Raw genomic sequence first — 22,368 nt, forward strand, 5'->3', positions numbered from 1 at the left:
GCGCCGCCGGCGTCTATCCGGCCGGCGCGTCCTGCTATAGCCGAGTTGGATGTCGCCGATAAGGGATTCTCAGCCTCCGTCCGATACCCTGAACACCCGTGGTGAGCAATAGCGAAACGTACGACCTCATCGTCGTCGGATCGGGCCTGTACGGCCTGACCGTCGCCGAGCGCGCAGCGACCCAGCTGGGCAAGCGCGTGCTGATCGTTGAGCGCCGCGAGCACCTCGGCGGCAACGCGTACTCCGAGGCGGAGCCGGAGACCGGGATCGAGGTGCACCGCTACGGCGCACACCTGTTCCACACCTCCAACCAGCGGGTTTGGGACTACGTCAACCAGTTCACCAGCTTCACCGGCTACCAGCACCGCGTGTTCGCGATGCACAACGGCCAGGCCTATCAGTTCCCGATGGGGCTGGGTTTGGTCTGCCAGTTCTTCAACCGCTACTACACGCCGGACGAGGCCAAAGCGCTCATCGCCGAGCAGGCCAGCGAGTTCGACTCGAAGGACGCCAAGAACTTCGAGGAGAAGGCGATCAGCCTCATCGGCCGCCCGCTCTACGAGGCGTTCGTCAAGGACTACACCGCCAAGCAGTGGCAGACCGACCCCAAGAACCTGCCCGCGGCCAACATCACCCGCCTGCCGGTGCGCTACACGTTCAACAACCGCTACTTCAACGACACCTACGAGGGTCTGCCCGTCGACGGCTACACCGCGTGGCTGACGAATATGGCCGCCGACGAGAAGATCGACGTGCGCCTGGACACCGACTGGTTCGACATCCGCGACGACGTGCGCGCAGCCAACCCCGACGCCCCGATCGTCTACACCGGCCCGCTGGACCGCTACTTCGACTACGCCGACGGGCAGCTCGGCTGGCGCACCCTCGACTTCGAAACCGAGGTCCTGCCCACCGGTGACTTCCAGGGCACCCCGGTGATGAACTACAACGACGCCGATGTGCCGTACACCCGCATCCACGAGTTCCGTCACTTCCACCCCGAGCGCGACAATTATCCGTCCGACAAGACGGTCATCATGCGCGAGTTCAGCCGCTTCGCCTCCGACGACGACGAGCCGTATTACCCGATCAACACCCCCGAGGACCGGTCGATGCTCGCCCGCTACCGCGAGCGTGCCGCCGCCGAACTCCGCGACAACAAGGTGCTCTTCGGTGGCCGCCTGGGCACCTACCAGTACCTCGACATGCACATGGCCATCGCCAGCGCGCTCACCATGTTCGACAACACGCTGGCCCCGCACTTGAGCGCCGGTGCCCCCCTCGTCGGCGCCGGGAGCGAAGCGAGCGGGCCGGGACTGCTCGAAAAGGACGATCAAGAATCATGACGACAGCGACACAAAAGAAGAAGTCCGACGCCAAACCTGAATCCAAGGCAGTCGAACTCCTGCAGCGCGTCATCTTCCCGCGCCCGGGCGAGCCGCTCGACGTCCGCTCCCTGTACCTGGTCGAGGCCGACGGCAACTTGCGCCGCGCCCATTCGCCGTCGCGGACCTCGGTGGTCCTCGGCGGTGAATCCGAGGTCAGCTTCCAGACCTACTTCAACGCCTTCGCCGCCGCCTACTGGCGCCGCTGGTCGACGCTGAAGTCCGTCGTCCTGCGCGTCGAACTGACCGGCACCGCCCGCGTCGACCTCTACCGCTCCAAGATCGACGGCTCGCGCATCGGCATCGGCGGCGACCTGGTCCCCGTCGACGAGAACGGCCGCGGCGCGATTGAGTTCGAACTCGACCTCGGCCCGTTCGAGGACGGCGGGTGGATTTGGTTCGACATCACCACCGACACCGACACCGAGATCACGTCGGCCGGTTGGTACGCCTCGGTCCCGGCGCCCAGCAACGAAGCGGGCGGCAAGGACAAGCGCGTTACCGTCGGGATCCCGACGTTCAACCGGCCCACCGACGCCGTCGCGGCGCTCGCCGCATTGACCAGCGACCCGATGGTCGACGAGGTCATCGACGCGGTGATCATGCCCGATCAGGGCACCCGCAAGGTCGCCGACGAGCCGGGCTTCGACGAGGCGTCGGCCCGCCTCGGCGACCGCCTGCACATGTTCGACCAGGGCAACCTCGGCGGTTCCGGCGGCTACTCACGGATCATGTACGAGGCGCTGCGCCTGACCGACAGCCCCTACATCCTGTACATGGACGACGACATCGCGATCGAGCCCGACTCGATCCTGCGGGCGCTGGCCCTGTCCCGGTATGCGAAGACGCCCATGCTCGTCGGCGGGCAGATGCTCAACCTGCAGGATCGCAGCCACCTGCACTGCATGGGCGAGGTCATCAACCGCGACACCTTCATGTGGACCGCGGCGCCGTTCGTCGAATACGACCACAACTTCGCCAAGTACCCGATGAGCGACCGGGACAATTCGAAGAACCTGCACCGGCGCATCGACGTCGAGGGCAATGGCTGGTGGATGTGCATGATCCCGCGCGAATGTGCGGAGACCATCGGCCTGCCGATGCCGCTGTTCATCAAGTGGGACGACTGGGAGTTCGCCCTGCGCGCCGCCCGGGCCGGCTACCCGACGGCAACCGTGCCCGGCATCGCGATCTGGCACATGGCGTGGAGCGACAAGGACGACGCCATCGACTGGCAGGCCTACTTCCACCTGCGCAACCGTCTCGTCGTCGCCGCCATCCACCACGACGGCCCGATCGACGGCATCCTCAAGTCGATGGTCAAGGCGACCGCCAAACATCTGCTGTGCCTGGAGTACTCGACGGTGGCCATCCAGAACGAGTCGATCCGCGACTTCCTCGCCGGCCCCGACCACATCCGCGAACTCCTGCCGACGGCGCTGGGCAAGATCGCCGAGATGCGCAAGCAGTACCCCGACGCGGTGGTGCTCCCCTCGGCGCAGGATCTGCCCAAGGCCACCGGCGAGGCGACCGCGCTGGGCGTGAACGAGCCCAAGAACCCGGTGGTCAAGGTGCTCACGCTGGCCAAGGCGATCCGCAACAACCTGCGCCCGGCCGACCCGCGCCACCACGAGGTGCCGCAGGCCAACTACCCGCCGGTGGAGGCCCGCTGGTTCTCGTTGGGCCGCGTCGACGGCGTGACCGTGACGACCGCCGACGGGCGTGGCGTCGTGTATCGCCAGCGGGATCGGGACAAGGCGTTGGCGCTGGGCAAGGAGTCGGCCGCGCTGGTGCGCGAGCTGCGCGAGCGGTTCCCCGAGATGAAGCAGAAGTACCGGGACGCACACGCGGACCTGACCAGTAAGGAAAGCTGGGCCAATGTCTTTGGAATCGACTGAGCCCACGGCGGTGCCGGCCGACACGGCCGTCGCCAAGCCGACGGGCGAGGCCGCCCTGCTGGCCGGGATCCAATCGGTGGTGACCCGGCCGGCGACGGTGACCGCGGCCCGAGGGCTGTCCCACTTCGGCGAGCATTCGCTGGGCTGGTTGGCCCTGGCCGGCGCCGGAGCGCTCTTGGCCGCACGCCGCGGCGACGAGACCGCCCGCCGCCGCTACATCGAGGCGGGCATCGGCGCATTCGGCGCGCACGCCGCGTCGGTGGTCATCAAGCGCATCGTGCGGCGCCCGCGCCCCGACCACCCCGACATCAAGGTCGGCGTCGGCACGCCGAGCAAGCTGAGCTTCCCGTCATCGCACGCCACGTCGACGACGGCGGCGGCGATCCTGCTCGGCTGGGCGGCGTCGGGCGAGCGTGGAGCCAAAACGCTGCCGGCGGTCATCGTCCCGCCCATGTTGTTGTCGCGCCTCGTGCTGGGCGTGCACTACCCGACCGACGTGCTGGCCGGCGCCGCGATCGGTGCGGCGAGTGCGGGCGCGGTCATCGTGGGTGACAAACTAGTGGGCGACAGAATCTTCTCTTCCCGATTGTTCGCGAACCGAAAGCCAGGAGTCTGATGAGCGAGGAGCCGATCGAGAGCGGCAAGGTCCTCGGACCGCCGAAGAACTTGGCCACCGGGCTCGTCAAGGCCATCCGGCCGCGGCAATGGGTCAAGAACGTCCTGGTGCTGGCCGCACCGCTGGCCGCCGGTCAGCTGACCTTCGGTCGGGCCTCGGCCGACCAGATCGCCAACGGCACCACGCCGGGCGAGGTCTGGACCAACGTCGGGATCGCCTTTGTGGCCTTCTGCCTCGCCGCGTCGGCGATCTACCTGATCAACGACGCGCTCGACGTGGAGGCGGACCGCAACCACCCGACCAAGCGGTTCCGCCCGATCGCCGCCGGCGTCGTCCCGGTGAACCTGGCCTACGCGCTGTTCGCGGTGCTCACCGTCGCCTCGATCGCCGTCGCACTGCTGGCCAACTGGCAGACCGCCGTGGTCATCGGTGTCTATCTGGTGATCCAGATCGCCTACTGCCTGGGCCTCAAGCACCAGGCCGTCCTCGACATCTGCATCGTCTCGTCGGGCTTCTTGCTGCGCGCCGTCGCCGGTGGTGCCGCCACCGGGGTCGAGTTGTCGAAGTGGTTCCTGCTGGTGATGGCGTTCGGTTCGCTGTTCATGGCCGCGGGTAAGCGGTACGCCGAACTGCACCTGGCCGAGCAGACCGGGGCCAAGATCCGCAAGTCGCTGCAGTACTACACCACCGGCTACCTGCGCTTCGTGTGGACGCTCGCGGCGACCTCGGTGGTCGTCTTCTACGGCCTGTGGGCATTCGAGAAGGAAGCCCACCGGTTTAACGGCGAGCCCAACGACAACATCTATTACGCACTGTCGATGGTGCCGTTCACCATTGCGATCCTGCGCTACGCGGTCGACGTGGACGGCGGCGAGGCCGGCGAACCGGAGGAGATCGCCCTGGGCGACCGGGTTCTGCAGATCCTCGCCGTGGCTTGGATACTATGCGTGGGTGTCGCCGTCTATGCCTACCCGCTCTGGATCAAGTGAGGGCGTGACCGCCACCTCCGGCTCGCCCGCCGCCCGACTGCGCTCCCGCGTCGCATACGGGAGTTTCCTCGTCGGGGCAATCGGCGTGACCGCGTTCTTCGCGATCGGGGCCTGGCAGCGGCGGTGGATCGCCGACGACGGGCTGATCGTCCTGCGCACGATCCGCAACCTGCTCGCCGGCAACGGCCCGGTGTTCAATGCGGGTGAGCGCGTTGAGGCCAACACCTCGACGGCGTGGACCTACCTCCTGTGGTTCTTCTCCTGGGTGACCGGCGGACAGCTGGAGTATGTCGCGCTGTGGACGGCACTGATCATGTCGGTGGCGGCCATCCCGCTGGCCATGTACGGCACCATGCGCCTGCTGTGGCCGGCCGGCAGCGGAGCCGCGAACCGCGGCCTCACGTTGCTGCTGCCGCTGGGCGCGATCATCTACATCACGCTGCCCCCGGCCCGCGACTTCGCGACCAGCGGCCTGGAGAACGGTTTGTCCATCTTCTGGGTCGCCGGACTGTGGTGCCTGTTCCTGGCGTGGACCCGCCGCGAGGCGGGCGACACCCGGCGCGAACGCGCCGCCGTGCTGTTCCTCGCCTTCGTTGCCGGGCTCGCGCCGCTGATCCGGCCCGAGCTCACCCTGCTCGGCGGGTTGGTCCTGCTGGTGCTGGTCTGCGTCCGGACCACCTGGTGGATGCGGGCCGGGATCGTCGTCGCCGCCGGTGGGCTCCCGGTGCTCTACCAAATCTTCCGCATGGGCTACTACGCCGTGCTCGTGCCCAATCCGGCCATCGCCAAGGACGCCTCCGGCTCGAAGTGGCATCAGGGCCTCATCTACGTCGGCAACATGTTCGGCCCGTATGTCCTGCTGTTCCCGGTGATCCTCGCCCTCGTCGCGGTCGCCTGGCTGTTGTATGCGCGCTCGGCGCAGCGTGCCGCCGTGGCCGCGCTGGCCGAGGCCCCGTCGTCGGGGCGCCATGCTAAAAACGACGAAGCCAAGGACGACGACAACGTGCTCGACGAACCGTCGACGCCGACCGGGATCCGGGCGCGCTGGGACCGGCTGCGTGGGGACCTGCGCCGCCCGCGGACCGCCGTGGTCGTGGTCGCCGTCGCGGGAATCGTGCTGTCGCTGTACTGGATCCGCCAGGGCGGCGACTTCATGCATGCCCGCGTCCTGCTCACCCCGCTGTTCATCCTGCTTCTGCCGATCATGGTGATCCCCGTCGTGCTCCCGCAGGATGCGCGGCTGGCGTGGCGCCCGACCACCAGCGCTGCCGATCAGATCGTGCGCCGCAAGACCCGGACCACCCTGGGCGGCGCGGTGTTGCTGGGGATCATCTGGATCGCAACGGTCTCGTGGGCGTCGATCGTCAACCAGAACACCCTGCCCGGCGAGGGGCTGGACATCGGCCGCAGCGGCATCGTCGACGAGCGCCGGTTCTACGCGGTCAACATGGGCAACCCGAATCCCGTCACGGCCCAGGACTATCTGGAGTTCCCGCGGATGCGGGCGATGGTCGAGGCCATCGACAAGTTCCACCACGAGGGTGCGGTGCTGATCGCGTCGGGTGACTACGACGGCTGGTACTACGCCCGGCTGCCGCAGAAGATGCCGCCGAACACCCCGCGGCAGGTGACGGTGTACTTCCTCAACCTCGGCATGACCGGCATGCTGGCTCCGCTCGACGTGCGGGTCGTCGACCAGATGGGGCTGGCGTATCCGATTGCCGCCCACACCGATCGTCTGCAGGACGGTCGCATCGGCCACGACAAGATCCTGCCGATGGAGTGGGTGATCGCCGAGTCCGGCGCGGTTGGGCGCTACCCGGTGCTGCCGTTGTTCCTCGATCAGGAGGTCGTGCAGCAGGCCCAGGTCGCGTTGACCTGCCCGCAGACGATGGACCGCATCGCCTCCTACAAGGCCCAGCCGTGGACCTTCAAGCGTTTCCAGAGCAGCCTGCGCCAGTCCTTTGATTTCACCGGGTACCGGATTTCGCGGATCCCCGAGTATGAGATCCAACGCTGCGGCCTGACCATGCCGCCCCGAATCCGGCCGAAATAGAGATCCCGCGCACCGCGGTGGGGCAGATGTGGCGCGGACAGGGCGGGACTCCTGCAAGTTACCTGTCAATCTCTCAGGTTTGGGATTGATGGTGGTACCTGCGACGACGCCGGAAACCGGGAGGCTGATGAGGTCGGATTCGTCCGGTTCTGCCGCTGCTTGCATTTGTGGGTCACGGAGGCGTTGCAATACGATTCTTTAGCGTTGTGGTCTCCGGGTTCAGGATGTGTGGACTCGGGGATCAATGTGTAATCGAAGGCGAGTCCGGCCCACCCCGGTGGCCGGAGCCGGATAATCATCCGCGCCTCGAACGAGATGGAGAGTTCAGCCGCATGTCGAAGACCGTGTCTCAGACGGCCACGATGAGGAAGCGAATCCTTGTCGCGGTGATCGCGATGGCGACCGCGCTCGGTGTGGTCACCGTTGGCAGCGGTCCCGCAGCCGCTCGTATCGGTGGTACCCAGGTCGGCCTGCAGCAGTTCTGGGTCAACGGCTGCGGTATGCCCAAGGTCAAGGTGCGTGCCTGGAAGCGCAAGGGCAACTACAAGACCGTCATCATGCTCGACGGTATGCGCGCCCAGTACGACTACAGCGGCTGGGAGATCAACACCAACATCCAGGAGATGGTCCGCTCCGGCGTCAACGTCGTGCAGCCGATCGGTGGGCCGGCCAGCTTCTACACCGACTGGGTCGCCCCCAGTAACTTCAACAACCAGCGGTACCGCTACGCGTGGAACTGCGTGATCACGCGCAGCCTGATCCGGGGCCTGGACGCCCGTGGGTTCCGCGTCGGCAAGAGCCGCAAGTACGCGATCATGGGCCTGTCGATGGGTGGTAACGCCGCGCTGGTCATCGGTGCGCAGAACCGTCGCAATTTCGACCGCGCCGGATCGCTCTCGGGCTACAACTTCCTGTCCGCGCCGGGCATGCGCACGATGATCCGTCTTGCGATGCTCGACGTCGACCCGAAGCCGTGGAATGTCGACTCGATGTGGCCGTTCTTCGGGCCGCAGTGGTTCCAGAACGACCCGATGTGGAACATCGGCAACATGCACGGCATGAAGATCTTCGTCGGCTCGGGTAACGGCCTGTTCGGCAAGTACAACGCGCTGCCCAACGTGTTCGACGACCTGTTCAAGGGATCGACGCTGGAGTTCCTCGCCTTCACCCAGGCCAAGGCCTTCGAGGCGGCCGCGGCGCTGCAGGGTCTGCCGGTCATGACCTACGACGCCGTCGGCACCCACGCCTGGGGCTACTGGCAGGACATGGTCTGGAACGCCAAGGCGCGGGGATTTTTCCGCTGACCGACGGGGCACTGTCCCTTCAGTAACAAAAATCCCACCTGTCACAGCGTGGCATAACCAAAACACCACGCCCTCCGTGTAAGAACGACACGGAGGGCGTGGTGTTTTTGTGGTGCCCGCCGAGGGGACCGAGGTACGCGCCCCGTTGGGGACATGAAGGAGCAGTAGCTGTGAGGACGAGGGAGGCCCGAGCGTCGCGGGCCAGGCGTCGGACCGCCGTCGTCGGGTGTGCGATCGCCGCTGCGCTGACCATCCCGCTCGTCGGCCCGGCCGTCGCGGCCCCGCCGCCCGCTCCCGCCGCGCCGCCGGCTCCCGCCGCACCCCCTGCTCCCGCCGCACCCCCTGCTCCCGCCCCGGCGACGAATCCCGCGCCGGCACCCGAGCAGCCCAATCAGGCCGACCGGCGGCAGGCGCCGAAGCCCCCGCGCGGCGCGCCGAAGCCGCCTCCCGCGCCGCCGGCCGCGGATCCGGCGGGCGTGCGCGTCACCAAGACCTTCTGGTACACCGACCGCCGCGTCGCCCTGTGGGTGCACTCCCCGGCGATGAACACCGACATCCAGGTGCAGTTGCTCCTCGCGCGCGACTGGTGGTCGCGGCCGACGGCGAAGTTCCCGCAGATGACGATGCTGGACGGACTGCGGGCGCAGGACGACCAGAACGGCTGGGTCATCAACACCAACGTCGTGGACTTCTACAAGGACAAGAACATCAACGTCATCCTGCCGGTCGGTGGGGAGTCCAGCTTCTACACCGACTGGTTGCACCCGGACCGCGGGAAGAACTACCAGTGGGAGACCTTCCTGATCAAGGAACTGCCCACCGTCATCGAACGCGATTGGCGCTCGACCGACGTGCGCGGCGTCGAGGGCCTGTCGATGGGCGGCACCGCGGCGATGATGCTCGCGACCCGTAACCCCGGCTTCTACAAGTTCGCCGCGTCGTTCTCCGGGATCCTCCAGCTGACCTCGCTCGGCATGCAGCCGGCCGTCCAGTTCGCGATGCGCGACGCCGGCGGCTACGACTCGCAGAAGATGTTCGGGCTGCCGTCCAACCCGGCTTGGCGCGAACACGACCCGTACCTGTTGGCCGACCGGTTGCGCGGCACCAGCGTGTACATCTCGTCGGGCAACGGTGTCGTGGGCCCGCATGACAAGCCCAGTGACATTCCGTTGTTGGCGACGAACTACTCCGGCGTCGGCCTCGAGCTCCTGTCGCGCGTCACCTCGCAGCAGTTCGCCTCGGAGCTGAACCGCAAGGGCATCCCGGGCCAGGCCGTCTACCGGCCCTCGGGGACCCACACCTGGCCGTACTGGCAGTTCGAAATGACCCAGGCGTGGCCGCAGGCCGCGAGTGCACTCGGCCTCGCCGAGGACCGGCCGGCCTGCCGGACCTCCGGGGCGATCAAGAAGGCCTACACCCCGAACCGCCGACTGCTCGGCGAATGCCTGACGCCGGAGTACTCGGTGCCCGGCGGGCGTGCCCAGGACTTCCGCAACGCGCGGATCATCACCGGTCCGAAGGGCGCCAAGATCGTCGGCGGCGCCATCGGCGGCGCGTATGTCTCGGTCGGCGGTCCCGGCGGCAAGCTCGGCCTCCCGACGAGCAGCGAGCGTTCGACCCGAGACCGCAAGGGCAAGGTTGCCGAGTTCCAGCGCGGCAAGATCACCTGGACGCCGAAGCGCGGGGCGATCGTCGGCAAATAACCGCCGACTGGGCCCTGTTTCTCGCCGACTGGGCCCTCGATCTCGCCGACTGGGCCCTCGATCTCGCCGACTGGGCCCTCGATCTCGCCGACTGGGCCCTCGATCTCGCCGACTGGGCCCTCGATCCTGGCGGGGGAACCGTGGCACTGTCCGGTGCGTCTAAATGGACATGGATCTGAACGAGTTCGTGATCCGCCACGACGGCGTGCTCACAACCTCCGACGCGCTGTCACTCGGGCTGAGCCGCTCGGCAATCCAGCGCCGGGTCGCATCTGGAGAGTGGCGGACCATTGTCCGGGGCGTCTATCTGGTCGCCTCGTATCCACGATCGGCTCGCGCGCAGGTACGCCTCGCCGTCGCGTCGGTCGGCGGGCCGGCAGTTCTCGGTGGCGCGGCGGCGGCTTGGTGGCAAGGGCTGGCTGACGTGGAGCCACGCAAACACCTGGTGCTCAGTCCTGTCCCCGGTCGGCACCCGAGGTGCACCTCGACGACCCTCGTTGCTCATCGGAGAATCGCTGAGAATGACGTGACCGAGTATCGAGGGCTCAGAGTCACCGCACCCGCGCTGACTGTCTTGGATGCATCGCTGGACTTGGGCATCGCGATCGTCGATTCGGCGCTCCTCAGACGGCGCACGACGATTGAGTCTCTAGAAGCGGCACATCGCAGATACCCGCGGCGGCGCGGCGCGCCCCGGATCTCGCAGTACCTCCGCCTGCTGGGCAGTGGCGCCCGATCGGAGGCGGAGCGCCTCGTCGTAGGAGCCTTCCGAGGTGGCGGAATTGTCGGCTGGCATGCGAACTAACCGACGGCGGGGGAACGATCGGCGCCCGCGTAGTCAACGCGATCGACGCCGACAGTGTGGCGTTAGTGCCGGATTCCGGGCATAACACCACAGGCAACCCGGATTCCGACTCGGAATCGGACATTCGCCTCCGCCGTTCTGGAACACGTTCTAGATTTGGGCGCATGGCTGCAACTGTGACCGAGCTCCTTGCCGAGCGTGCTGACGATGACGGCACCGCGATCATCCACGACACCGGGACGTGGACCTGGCGCGAGTACCTCGCCGACGCCCGGCGCGTCGCCGCGACGGTGCTCAACGCCGCGGACAAGTCGCGTCCGATGCACATCGGTGTCCTACTGGGAAACACCCCGACGATGCTGATCGCCATCGCGGCGGGAGCGGCGGGCGGTTACGTGACCGCGGGGATCAACAACACCCGACGAGGAGAGGGCTTGGCACGGGACATCCGCCGCGCGGACTGTCAGATCCTCCTCACCGATGCCGAGCACCGCGAGCTGCTCGACGGCCTCGACCTCGGTGATTGCCAGGTCTTCGACACCTCGAGCGACGAGTGGGCCCAACTCGTCGCGCAGGCCCCGGAACTGGTCCCGCATTCCACGCCGGCGGCCACCGACCCGTTCATGCTGATCTTCACCTCGGGCACCAGTGGCGACCCGAAGCCCGTTCAACTGGCACAGATGCTCATCCCCTTCGCGGGCCCGCCCTTGCTCGAGAAGTTCGGCATCACCGCCGACGACGTCTGCTACCTGTCCATGCCGCTGTTCCACTCCGCGGCGCTGCTGGGCGGCTACTGCGTGGCGGCCACCAGCGGTGCGGCGATGGTCCCGGCGAAGTTCTCCGCGTCGACCTTCCTCTCCGACATCCGCCGGTTCGGGGCGACCTATATGAACTACGTCGGCAAGCCCCTCGCCTACATCCTGGCCACGCCGGAACAGCCCGACGATGCCGACAATCCGCTGCGCGCGGCATTCGGCAATGAGGCCAGCGACCGCGACATCGACGACTTCGCCCGCCGCTTCGACACCATGGTGTGGGACGGGTACGGCTCCAGCGAGCTCGCGGTCATCATCACCCGCGAACCGGGTACGCCGAAGGGGTCGATCGGCAAGGGCTTCCCCGGCGTCGCCATCTACAACCCGGCCACCGTCACCGAGTGCGCCGTCGCCGAGTTCGACGAGAACGGCGCCCTCGTCAACGGCGACGAGGCAATCGGCGAGTTGGTCAACACCTCCGGCGCCGGGATGTTCACCGGCTACTACAACGACGCGGCGACCACCTCCGAGCGCATGCGCGAGGGGATGTACTGGTCGGGCGACCTGGGCTACCGCGACGCCGACGGGTGGATCTATCTGGCCGGGCGCACCGGCGACTGGCTGCGCGTCGACGGGGAGAACCTCACCGCCGGGCCGATCGAGCGGATCCTGCAGCGGATGCCGGCCGTCGGACAGGTCGCCGTCTACGGCGTCCCCGACGAGACCGTCGGCGACGCGGTGATGGCCGCGTTGGTGCCCAGCGGCGTCGACGATCTCACGCCCGAGGCGCTGTCCGCGTTCCTCGCCGACCAGTCCGACCTCTCGCCGAAGGCCTGGCCGCGTTACGTGCGGATCAGTTCCCAGTTGCCGTCCACCGCGACCAACAAGATCCTCAAGCGCGAGCTCAAGCAGGAGGGCGCCACCGCCCACGACGACGAGCAGCTCTGGACCCGCGAGGCGCGGGGCACGGTGTACGCCGCGAACTGACGGTCCGGGCCGGCGCCCACCCGGTCAAGCCCCGAGATAGGCGGCTTCCAACCGGGGCAGGTCGCCGGCCAGGGCCGCGGCGTCGTCGGTGAGCGCGACGCTGCCGTGCGTGAGCACGACCGCCCGGTCGGCCACGTCGAGGGCCAACCGCACGTGCTGCTCGACGAGCACGATAGAGGTCTGGTCGGTGGCGGCGACCTCGCGCAGGGTCGGCAGGATCGATTCGACGACGACGGGCGCCAGGCCCATGCTCAGCTCGTCGATCAGCAGCACCGAGGGGCGCTGCAACAGGGCCCGGGCGATGGCGAGCATCTGCTGCTCGCCGCCGGACAGCTCGCCGGCGGCGACGCCCAGCCGTTCGCCCAACCGTGGGAAACGGGCGACGGCGGACTCGACCGCGGCTCGCCCCGCAGCCCGGCCGCGCACTGCCAGGCGCAGGTGCTGCTCACACGTGAGGTTCCGGAACAGTGCCCGGTCGTCGGGTACCAGCACCAGCCCGGCCCGCACCGCGGCGCGCGGGTTCCCCGACCGCAGCGCGACACCGCCGACGGCGACTTCGCCGCCCAGTCGCGGCAGCAGGCCCGCCAGCGTCATCAGCACGGTCGTCTTGCCGGCCCCGTTGGGACCGAGCAGCGCCACGATTTCGCCCGGCTCGACTGCCAGGTCGAAGCCGCGCACGCACGCGTTCTTGTGGTACCCGGCGTCGACGCCGGTGCACTGCAGACTGCTCATGACTGTACCTCTTCGGAATCAGCCGTGGCGGTATCACCGGCGGCGGTGTCGCTGTGGTCGGCCGTACCGAGATAGGCGCGGATCACCCCGGGGTCGGCGCGGATCAGTTCTGGTGGACCGCTGGCGATGGCTTCGCCCAGGTCGAGTACGACGACGCGGTCGCAGAGGCTGAGCACCAGGTCCATGTCGTGGTCGATGAGCAGCATCGTCACCCCGCCGTTGGCGGCGGCGCGCAGGCGCTCGCCCAGCCAGCGACTCTCGGTGGTGTCCAGCCCGGCGGCCGGCTCGTCGAGCAGGGCGACGGCCGGACGCCCGGCCAAGACGCGGGCCACCGACACCAATTGGCGCTGACCCTGGGAAAGGTCGGCGGCGAGGGTGTCGGCCAGATCGGTGATCTCCAGCAGGCGCAGCGCGCGCCCGACCGACCCCGCCACGTCCCGGTCGCCGCGGGCCACCCCGACGCCGACGTTCTCCGCGACGGACAGTTCCTCATACAACTCGATGTCTTGGAAGCTGCGGCCCAACCCGGCGCGTGCCCGTCGGTGCGGCGACAGGGCGGCCAGGTCGACGTCGCCCAGCTGGATCTGGCCGGTCGACTCGGCGAAACCGCTGATCGCGTCGACGAAGGTCGTCTTGCCGGCACCGTTGGGTCCGATGAGCCCGACGATTTCGCCGGGCCGCAGATCGAGGTCGACACTGTTGACCGCGGTGATCGGGCCGTAGGAGACGGTGATGTCGTTGACCGCGAGAACCGGCTTGGGCCGTTCGCCGAATTCCGTCGCCGCCGGGATGACGGCAACGGGCTCGTCGTCGGGACCCAGGGCAGCGAGCGTCGACCGGCCGCGCAGCCAATCCGGCAACGGAATCCGGTGCAGGTGCCCGGTGATGCCGTCGGGGCTGGTGATCACGGTGAGCACCAGCAGGATGCCGGTGGCGACCATGTAGTAGTTGCCCAGGTGCAGGTAGCGATCGGTCACGAACGCCAGCAGGGCGCCGGGGGCCAGGATGCCGCCGAGCATCGCCCCGGAGATCGAGGTCACCCCGGCGATGTAGAAGGCTGCGAACAGGCCGATGCCGGCGAAGACCGCGAACGCCGAGGCGTTGGCGTTCTGCTGCTGGTAGGCGAGCAGTGTGCCGCCGATGCCGGCGATGAACGAGGCGATGGCGAAGGCGATGAGTTTGGTGGCGCCGACGTTGATCCCCGCGGCGGCCGCGGAACGCTCGTTGGCGCGCACCGCCAGCATCGCGCCGCCGAGACGGCTGCGCCGCAGGAAGGCGACGCCGAGGGCGCAGGCGATCAACACCACCAGGCACAGCACGCCGAAGGAGATGCGATAGCCGGAGCCGGACCCGACGGCCATGTCGATGCCGAACAGTTTCGGGGCCGGGATGGGCAGCGCCGCGCCCTGGTCGCCCCGCTCGAGTTGGGCGGCCTGCCCGTTGAGGTCGGGGTTTTGGAACCAGGCCTGTTCGAGGAACACGGCGAGCGCCAGGGTGGCGACCATCAGGGACAGCCCGCGGACCCGTAGCGACGGCAGGCCGACGACGATGCCGATCATCGTCGCGAAGAGAACCGCGACCAGCGGTGCGATCGGGAACGGCAGCCCCCAGTCGGCGACGATGCGCGACAGTGCGAAGGCTCCGGCGCCGGCGAGGGTGAGCTGGGCCAGCGACACCTGCCCGGCATAGCCGGTGATGACGACCTGGGACAGCGCGATGATGGCGAAGATCAGGCTGACGATTATGTTGAGCCGCAGGCTTCCCGACGTCAGGTACAGCGCGGCGAGGACGATCGCCGCGCCGACGAGGGTCGGGAGGATGAGCCGGTTGGGCCGCGGGGCCCGGCCGAGGTCTTGCCGGATGAGGGCGCCGCGCCCGGGGATGGCCTGTCCGCGGATCAGCAGGAAGGCGAGGATGAGGATCAGCGGCACCGCCTCGCCCAGACCGTATTGCGGGAGCCAGTCGAAGGTGTTCTGCAGCTTGGCGGCCTCGCTCATGAGCATGCCGATGGCCAACCCGGCGCCGACGGTGATGCCGATGCTGGTGAAGTTGCCGACGAGGGCGGCGGCCAGCGCCGGCACCAGGAACAGGCTGTAGGCGTAGGGGCTCAGCGTCGTCAGCGGGGCGATGAGGATTCCGGCCAGGCCGGCGGTGACCGAGGACAGCGCCCAGTTGGCGACGGCGATCTTGTCGGGGGACAGGCCGGTGACCAGCGCGCCCTTCTCCGATTCCGCGGCCGCCTCGGTGGCGATGCCGAACCGGGTGTAGCGCAGGACCAGCCCGGCGCACACGGCCAGGCCGATGATCACCACGGCCAACCAGATCCGGTCGGTGGTGATCCCCTGCGACCCGATGGTGATCGACCCGGACCCGAAGATCGGGCGGACCGTCGGGGAGTCCTCCCCGACGCGCAGGGTGATCAGCGCCTGCAGCACGAGCATCACACCGATGGCGGCAACCGCTTTCGCCAGCGCCGGAGCGGTGCGCAGCGGCCGGAAGACGACGAGGTAGAGCAGCACGCCGAGGACGGCGGCGACGAGCAGTGCCGCGGCGATCGCCGGCAGCACGCCGAGTTTGGTGCCGAGGTCGATCTTGGCGTCGAAGCCGGGGATCGGGTTCAGCAGTACTCCCTGACGGAGGAAGGCGTAGGTATAGGCCGTGTAAAGCGCGATGGCGCCGGTGGCGAAGTTGACGACTCCGGAGCTCTTGTAGGTCATCACCAGGGCGAGGCCGAGCGCCGCGTAGACGGCGCCGTTGCCGATGCCCATGACGAAAAAGGCGAGGTAGTCCATGTGTCCGACCTGTCAGGTTGTGAAGGGCTGGCCAGAAAATTCGGGGGCCGCACGTGGCGGCCCCCGAACCTTCTACCGATTAGTTGACGACGGTGCTGTCCTCAAGGACGCCGTCGGGGCCGACCGTGGAGACGAGCATTGACGTACCGCACAGGTTGGGCGCCTTGGGGAAGGCCTTGCCGTTGCAGGTGAAGGTCAGGCCCGGAGCAGCGGGCACCGGCAGGTCCTTGGCGGCGGCGAACGCGGCCTTGAACTGCGCTGCGGTGACCGGACCGGCCGGCAGGGAGTGCCCGACCTCGGCGATCGAGCTGATCACCTGGTAGCCCAGGTAGCCCACGCCGTGCGGGTCGACGTCGGGGGCGTACTTGGCCAGCACCGAGCGGTACTGGACCACCGACGGGTCGTCGCCGGTGGTGACGACGGTGGTGAAGGCCTTGGCGCCCTCGACCGCGTCTTCACCGACGGCTTCGGTGACCTTCTTGTCCAGGCAGGTGGCGATGAGGTACTTCTTCACCGTCGGCGCCGCGGACTTGAGGGCCTTGAGGCCGGCGATGCACTGGCGGGTGTCGCCGAGAATCGTCACGGCGTCGGGCTTGTCGGCGAGGCCGGCGGTGATCTGCGGCGTCGGGTCGGCGACGTTGGACGGGATGATGACCGTCTTCACCTCGATGCCGGCCGGCTTGAAGAACAGCTGGGCCATCTGGCCGATGGAGGCGGCGGCATCGCCGGAGTCACCGATGAGCATGGTGAACTTCTTGACGCCTTCCTTGGCCGCGGTCTGCGCCTGGGCCTTGAGGACGGCCACCGAGCCGCCGGAGATCATGAAGCCGCCGGGGGCGCCCATCTCGACCGCGGACACCGGGGCCTGCGCGACGTAGGGAATGCCCGAGCGGGCGATGATCGGGAGCATCACCGCTCCCTGCGAGGTCATCGGGACCGCGACGACGGCGACCTTCTTCTCCACCATCTCGTTGGCGCACTTGGTGGCCGACGCGGGGTCTTCCTGCTGGTTGCAGACGACCAGGTCGACCTTGTGCCCGTTGATGCCGCCGGCGTTGTCGTTGAGGTACTTGGCGGTGGCCTCGGCTGCCGCGCGCAGCTGCGGAAGGGCGACGACGCCACCCTCGGCGCCGATGAATCCGATCTTGATCGGCTCACCGGCGGCGGGCGAGGTGGGCAGGTCGGTGGTCGGCCCAGCATCGTTGCTGTCGTCACTCGAACAAGCCGTCAGCACGCCCAGCGCCAAGGCGCCGGCCGCGCCGATCGCGGCGGCCGAGCGAATCGTTCGCCGCACATTCATCGGTGTTCTCACAGTCACTGTCCCTTCGGTCGTGGATGACTTGCGGCGAATATAACGTGTTCTAAATCACAGCGAACCGATAACGGTAAAACGGGACATCGTGCCGGGAATGGTGCTGGTCAGGGGGCAGTGCCCGACGGCCGTCGGGCACCGCGTCTGGTCAATCGCTGGCACCGGTCTGAGATAACGCCAAGAATCTTCCATTCCCCGCCGATTCACAGCTCTGGCTGCACGGATTCGGGCCTGAGCACGGGTAATCTGGGCGACTGAGCGCTGATTGGCCGTCGAGGAGGGACTCCAGACGCATGGGGCGACAGCCAGGCGCGTGGGCGACAGTCAGGGCGCAGTGAGCGAAAGTGGGAAACGGTGAAGGTGTTGGCACGAATCGGGCTCGCCGCGGGCGCGGCCGGGTTGGTCGTGGGTGTGTGCGCGGGCTGCGGCGGCGATGATTCGACGGCGAGTGCGCCGATCACCGCGACCCCGGTGACGACCACGCAGTTCGAGTCGCCGACGTCGATCGCCGCCCCGTCGGGCACCGACACGTCCAAGCCGGGGATGCCGGCGACCGCGCCCAACCCGTCGACCACCCAGCCCAGCGACTTCCCCGGCTCCACGACCAAGGCCGGTGCGCCCGCCGAGCCGCTCGACGGCAAGGCCCAGCGCTACCTCGACGCACTCAAGCGCCAGCACGTCACCATCATGGGCGACACCGACAACTCCATCGCCCTGACGATGGCCAAGTTCGTGTGCGACCAGCGCAACAAGAATGGCGACCCCACGTCGATGAAGGCTTTTGTCGTCGCCGCGGTGGGCCCGGGCGAGAAGACCGTTGAGGCGGCAAACATCAAGGCCGACAAAGTCATTCGCGCCGCTCACGAGAACTACTGCTGATCCATGACGACCGAGAAGACGGGTGCGGGACGGTTCCGTCGGTGGTTGATCGTCTTCCTGATCCTCGTCGCGGTGATCGCGCTGATCCTGTGGATCCTGCGCGCCTGCGCACCTCAGAAGCCGACCCCGCCGCAGCCGCCGCCCCCGCCGGCGAAGCAGTCGGCCGACTGCCCCGACGTCGAGGTCGTCGTGATTCCCGGTACCTGGGAGTCCTCGGCCAAAGACGACCCGTTCAACCCGCGGGCCAACCCCAAGTCGCTGATGTTGCGGGTGTCCTCGGCACTGGGGAAGAAGTACTCGGCCAACCGAGCGCGGATCTACACGATCCCCTACACCGCGGAGTTCCGGAACCCCACCAATCTCGGCGACCGCCAGGCCGACTACGACGTCTCCCGGCGGCAGGGCTACATGCGCACCGCGGGGCACATCACCGCGGTGAACAAGCGGTGCCCGCTGACGACCTTCGTCGTCATGGGCTTCTCGCAGGGGGCCGTGATCGCCGGTGACGTGGCCAGCAACATCGGCAACGACCGCGGCGTGCTGGAGGAGAAGGACGAGCACCTCGTCCTGGGCGTCGGGTTGATCGCCGATGGGCGCCGCGTCGCAGACCAACAGAACAACATCGGGCCCAACCCGCCCGGGGTGGGTGCGGAGGTCGCGCTCGGCGTGTTCGGCCACCTGGTCCCGGGGATCACGATGAACGGCGCGCGCGACGGCGGCTTCGGTTCGCTGCGCGACCGGGTCTCGGGGATCTGCGCACCCGGCGACCTGATCTGCGATTCGCCGACCATCCGCAATCCGCTGGGTGCGGTCGGCCAACTCGTCAACGCCTCGCGCAACCCGATCCACGCGATGTACGCCACACCGAAGTACTGGTCGCTCAACGGCGCCACCGCGACGCAGTGGATGTACGCGTGGGCGGTCGGCCTGATCAACGGGGCACCGCACCCGGAGCACTTCTGATTAGTGCAGCGAGCATGACCGATCCGACATTTGGCCGGGTCGGTGGGCACCGCGTACCGTATCGTCGGTTGAGTTTTGATCGCTGACAGCCAGGAGTGGTGGATGACCCGGAAGTTCCGCTTCGGAGCCGGTGGTGAGGGCAACAAGGAAGAGGGCGGCGCACGCAAGTTCGTCCAGCTCGCCCAAACCGCTGAGGAGTACGGCTTCGACGCCTTTGCCGTCCCCGACCACCTGGGCAACCAGGTCGGTCCGCTCGCCGCGCTCGGCGCCCTGTCGCAGGCCACCAGCACCATCCGCCTGGGCACGTCGGTCCTCGCCAACGGCTTCCGCCACCCGGCGATCCTGGCCAAAGAGGCCACGACCATCGACGTGCTGTCCAAGGGGCGGCTCGAGCTGGGCATCGGCGCGGGATGGATGAAGGACGAGTTCGACAAGGCCGGCATCGAGTTCGAGTCGCCGGGCACCCGCATCCGCCGGCTCGACGAGGCGCTGACCATCCTCGACGGCTTGATGCGCGGTGAGACCGTCGACTTCGACGGCGAGTTCTACCAGATCAAGGGACTCGAGGGCAGCCCGCGACCGCGGCAGGGCCCCCGCCCGCCGATCGCCGTCGGCGCCGGTGGTCCGAAGATGTTGGCGCTCGCCGCGAAGCACGCCGACATCATCTCCATCGCCCCCGGCACGACGCCCGACGGGAAGATGAAGCTGTCCGACATGACGCTCGACGCCACCGCCGCCCGGGTCGACCGGGTGCGCGAGGCGGCCGGCGACCGGTTCGACGAGATCGAGCTGAACTGGACCATCGCCGTCATCGTCATCACCGACGACCGCGTCGCCACCGCGGAGATGGCGCTCAAGGCGCTCGACCAGGGCTATCCGCCCAACATCGTCCGAGACACCGAGTTCACCGTCGACGACGTTTTGTCCTCGCCGTATATCGCGATCGGCTCCTTCGAGGAGATCGCCGATCAGATCCGGCAGGTGCGCGAGCGTACCTCGATGTCCTTCGTCGGGGTGTTCCCGACGCAGATGGATGCGTTCGCGCCGATCATCCCGATACTTAAGGGAGAGTAAGATAGCCGAGGATCTGCGCTCGCCCGGCCAAGCCGCCCAAGTCCGACGGCCTGGTGGTTGGCGCGCACGACGACTGGAAACGGTCTAGAACCTGACCCGACCAACGCTCCTCACGGACTCCCGTCCCCCCGCGGATGAGTGCGCCGAGGACCGAGAAGAAGCCGCGGCCCCAGCGCGACGGGACCCGGTACAGGAGAATTATGCTGAATACCGAGTTTGAACAGTTCCTGGACAAAGAGGGCAACCTCAGCTTCACCGAGGAAGCCACCCTTGTCGACTATGTCGAGCGCAACGTCCGCGACCAGGCCGACACGCTGGCCTATCGCTTCATCGACTACTCGCGCGAACGCGACGGCGAATACCAGGACCTGACCTGGGCTCAGTTCGGCAAGCGCCTGCGCGCGGTGGCCGCCCGCCTGCAGCAGGTGACCAAGCACGGCGACCGCGTCGCCATCCTCGCGCCGCAGTCGCTGGAGTACGTGATCGGCTTCTTCGCCGCGCTGTACGCCAGCAACGTCGCCGTCCCGCTGTTCTCCCCGGACGAGCCCGGCCACACCGACCGCCTGCACGCCGTCCTCGACGACTGCAAGCCCACCGCCATCCTCACCTCGACGAAGTCCGCCGAGGCCGTCCGCGACTTCTTCGCCGACAAGCCCGCCAAGGAGCGCCCGCGCGTCATCGCCGTCGACGCGGTGCCGGACTCCGTCGGCTCGACCTGGGTCGCACCGGTCGCCGGCAAGGACCACAACAAGGACACCGTCGCCTACCTGCAGTACACCTCGGGTTCGACGCGCGTGCCCGCCGGCGTCGAGATCACCTACCTCGCCGTGGCCGCCAACGCGCTGCAGATCTACGACACCATCGAGATCGACCTCAATTCGCGCGGCGTCACCTGGCTGCCGATGTTCCACGACATGGGCCTGATCACGGTGATCCTGCCGGCGTTGGGCGGGCGCTACATCACGATCATGAGCCCGCAGGCGTTCGTGCGGCGCCCGGGTCGGTGGATCAAAGAACTCGCCGCCCACAGCGATGGGGCCGGCACGTTCGCGGCCGCCCCGAACTTCGCCTTCGAACACGCCGCCGCCCGCGGCCTGCCGAAGGACGGCGAGGAACTCGACCTGTCCAACGTCATCGGCCTGATCAACGGCTCGGAGCCGGTCACGGTCAGCTCGATGAAGAAGTTCAACGACGCCTTCGGTCCGTACGGGCTGCCCAAGACCGCCATCAAGCCGTGTTACGGCATGGCTGAGGCCACCCTGTTCGTCTCGGCGACCGCCCGCGAGAACGAGGCGAAGATCATCTACGTCGACCGGGAGGACCTCAACGCCGGTCACCTCACCGTCGTCGACGAGGACGCCCCCAACGCGGTGCCGCAGGTCTCCTGTGGCCAGGTGGCCATGAGCCAGTGGGCCGTCATCGTGGATCCGGAGACCAACAGCGAGCGCACCGACGGAGTCGTCGGCGAGATCTGGCTGCACGGCCTCAACATCGGCAAGGGCTACTGGAACAAGGTCGACGAGACCGAGGCCACCTTCCACAACAAGCTGGTCCAGCGCCTGGAGTCCGGCAGCCACGCCGAGGGCACCGAAACCGATGCCAACTGGATGGCCACCGGCGACTACGGCGTGTGGCTCGACGGCGAGCTCTACATCACCGGTCGCGTCAAGGACCTGGTCATCGTCGACGGCCGCAACCACTACCCGCAGGACCTCGAGTTCAGCGCCCAGGAGTCCAGCACCTCGCTGCGCCCCGGCTTCGTCGCCGCCTTCTCGGTGGCGGCCAACGAGTTGCCGTCGGTCGTGTTCGAGAACGCCAGCAGCGGTCTGACCCATGACCCGGACGACTCGTCGGAACAGTTGGTCATCGTCGCCGAGCGGGGCCCCGGCAAGCGGGTTGACCCGCAGGAGGTCGCCGACACGGTCCGCGCCGCGATCGCCCAGCGCCACGGTGTGATGGTGCGCGACGTGCTGCTGGTCCCGGCCGGCTCGATCCCCCGAACGTCCAGTGGGAAGATCGCGCGCCGCGCGACCAAGACCGCCTACGTCGACGGGACCCTGCGGGGCGGCTACCAGCAGACCGCGTTCCCGGACGCCCCCGACCAGTAAGCTGGATTTT

17 protein-coding genes are annotated in these 22,368 nt (G+C 68.0%); 13 read left to right on the forward strand and 4 right to left on the reverse strand.

Annotated elements, in window-relative coordinates:
- The first annotated feature begins 98 nt into the window (after positions 1-98).
- From glf to nbrcactino_RS01825, 7 genes are all read left to right on the forward strand, one after another.
- A complete protein-coding gene (gene glf, locus nbrcactino_RS01795) occupies positions 99-1,346 on the forward strand; it encodes a UDP-galactopyranose mutase (protein WP_161925810.1) in 1,248 nt (415 codons plus the stop codon).
- A complete protein-coding gene (locus tag nbrcactino_RS01800; protein WP_161925811.1) occupies positions 1,343-3,283 on the forward strand; it encodes a glycosyltransferase in 1,941 nt (646 codons plus the stop codon). Before glf ends, nbrcactino_RS01800 begins: the two co-directional genes overlap by 4 nt.
- A complete protein-coding gene (locus nbrcactino_RS01805; protein ID WP_161925812.1) occupies positions 3,264-3,899 on the forward strand; it encodes a phosphatase PAP2 family protein in 636 nt (211 codons plus the stop codon). Before nbrcactino_RS01800 ends, nbrcactino_RS01805 begins: the two co-directional genes overlap by 20 nt.
- Positions 3,899-4,888 carry a decaprenyl-phosphate phosphoribosyltransferase gene (locus tag nbrcactino_RS01810; protein ID WP_161925813.1) on the forward strand — a complete coding sequence of 330 codons (990 nt, stop codon included), beginning with the start codon at positions 3,899-3,901 and terminating at the stop codon, positions 4,886-4,888. The genes nbrcactino_RS01805 and nbrcactino_RS01810 overlap by 1 nt, the downstream gene beginning before the upstream one ends.
- On the forward strand, positions 4,863-6,944 hold the full coding sequence (locus tag nbrcactino_RS01815; RefSeq protein ID WP_371864455.1) for an arabinofuranosyltransferase AftB family protein: 2,082 nt from the start codon (positions 4,863-4,865) through the stop codon (positions 6,942-6,944). The genes nbrcactino_RS01810 and nbrcactino_RS01815 overlap by 26 nt, the downstream gene beginning before the upstream one ends.
- Before the next feature lie 395 nt (positions 6,945-7,339).
- Complete coding sequence (locus nbrcactino_RS01820; RefSeq protein WP_371864540.1) at positions 7,340-8,248, forward strand: alpha/beta hydrolase; 909 nt, start codon at positions 7,340-7,342, stop codon at positions 8,246-8,248.
- 170 nt (positions 8,249-8,418) lie between these two features.
- Positions 8,419-9,951 carry an alpha/beta hydrolase-fold protein gene (locus nbrcactino_RS01825; protein ID WP_228460621.1) on the forward strand — a complete coding sequence of 511 codons (1,533 nt, stop codon included), beginning with the start codon at positions 8,419-8,421 and terminating at the stop codon, positions 9,949-9,951.
- On the opposite strand, the gene nbrcactino_RS18455 is transcribed toward nbrcactino_RS01825, so the two are convergent.
- Positions 9,911-10,150: an alanine-zipper protein gene (locus nbrcactino_RS18455; protein ID WP_161925816.1), complete on the reverse strand. Its 240-nt coding sequence runs from the start codon at positions 10,148-10,150 to the stop codon at positions 9,911-9,913. The two genes, nbrcactino_RS01825 and nbrcactino_RS18455, sit on opposite strands and share 41 nt — an antisense overlap.
- Between nbrcactino_RS18455 and nbrcactino_RS01835 the strand changes: the two genes are divergently transcribed.
- Both nbrcactino_RS01835 and fadD1 read left to right on the forward strand, forming a co-directional pair.
- Positions 10,115-10,756, forward strand: a complete 642-nt coding sequence (locus nbrcactino_RS01835) for a type IV toxin-antitoxin system AbiEi family antitoxin domain-containing protein (protein WP_228460622.1) — start codon at positions 10,115-10,117, stop codon at positions 10,754-10,756. The two genes, nbrcactino_RS18455 and nbrcactino_RS01835, sit on opposite strands and share 36 nt — an antisense overlap.
- A 164-nt stretch (positions 10,757-10,920) precedes the next feature.
- Positions 10,921-12,498 (forward strand): fatty-acid--CoA ligase FadD1, encoded by a 1,578-nt coding sequence (gene fadD1 / locus nbrcactino_RS01840; RefSeq protein WP_161925818.1) that lies wholly within the window; start codon positions 10,921-10,923, stop codon positions 12,496-12,498.
- 24 nt (positions 12,499-12,522) lie between these two features.
- Here the strand turns inward: fadD1 and nbrcactino_RS01845 are convergent, their stop codons facing one another.
- From nbrcactino_RS01845 to nbrcactino_RS01855, 3 genes are all read right to left on the reverse strand, one after another.
- Entirely contained in the window at positions 12,523-13,230 is a 708-nt protein-coding gene (locus nbrcactino_RS01845; RefSeq protein ID WP_161925819.1) for an ABC transporter ATP-binding protein, read from the reverse strand.
- Positions 13,227-16,022 (reverse strand): branched-chain amino acid ABC transporter permease/ATP-binding protein, encoded by a 2,796-nt coding sequence (locus nbrcactino_RS01850; RefSeq protein WP_161925820.1) that lies wholly within the window; start codon positions 16,020-16,022, stop codon positions 13,227-13,229. The genes nbrcactino_RS01845 and nbrcactino_RS01850 overlap by 4 nt, the downstream gene beginning before the upstream one ends.
- Positions 16,023-16,101: 79 nt before the next feature.
- The gene (locus tag nbrcactino_RS01855; RefSeq protein ID WP_228460623.1) at positions 16,102-17,322 is read right to left on the reverse strand and encodes an ABC transporter substrate-binding protein; all 1,221 of its coding nucleotides are present in this window, start codon (positions 17,320-17,322) and stop codon (positions 16,102-16,104) included.
- Between the two features lie 375 nt (positions 17,323-17,697).
- Between nbrcactino_RS01855 and nbrcactino_RS01860 the strand changes: the two genes are divergently transcribed.
- The 4 genes from nbrcactino_RS01860 to fadD32 all read left to right on the forward strand — a co-directional run bounded on the left by nbrcactino_RS01860 (position 17,698) and on the right by fadD32 (position 22,358).
- On the forward strand, positions 17,698-18,213 hold the full coding sequence (locus nbrcactino_RS01860; protein WP_161927533.1) for a DUF732 domain-containing protein: 516 nt from the start codon (positions 17,698-17,700) through the stop codon (positions 18,211-18,213).
- Between the two features lie 3 nt (positions 18,214-18,216).
- A complete protein-coding gene (locus nbrcactino_RS01865; protein WP_161925822.1) occupies positions 18,217-19,176 on the forward strand; it encodes a cutinase family protein in 960 nt (319 codons plus the stop codon).
- A 102-nt stretch (positions 19,177-19,278) separates the two neighbouring features.
- Complete coding sequence (locus tag nbrcactino_RS01870; protein WP_161925823.1) at positions 19,279-20,250, forward strand: LLM class F420-dependent oxidoreductase; 972 nt, start codon at positions 19,279-19,281, stop codon at positions 20,248-20,250.
- A gap of 200 nt (positions 20,251-20,450) precedes the next feature.
- Positions 20,451-22,358: a long-chain-fatty-acid--AMP ligase FadD32 gene (gene fadD32, locus nbrcactino_RS01875; protein ID WP_161925824.1), complete on the forward strand. Its 1,908-nt coding sequence runs from the start codon at positions 20,451-20,453 to the stop codon at positions 22,356-22,358.
- Positions 22,359-22,368 lie beyond the last annotated feature (10 nt).

The organism is Gordonia crocea, assembly GCF_009932435.1.
In the GTDB taxonomy this organism is placed as follows: Bacteria; Actinomycetota; Actinomycetes; order Mycobacteriales; family Mycobacteriaceae; genus Gordonia; species Gordonia crocea.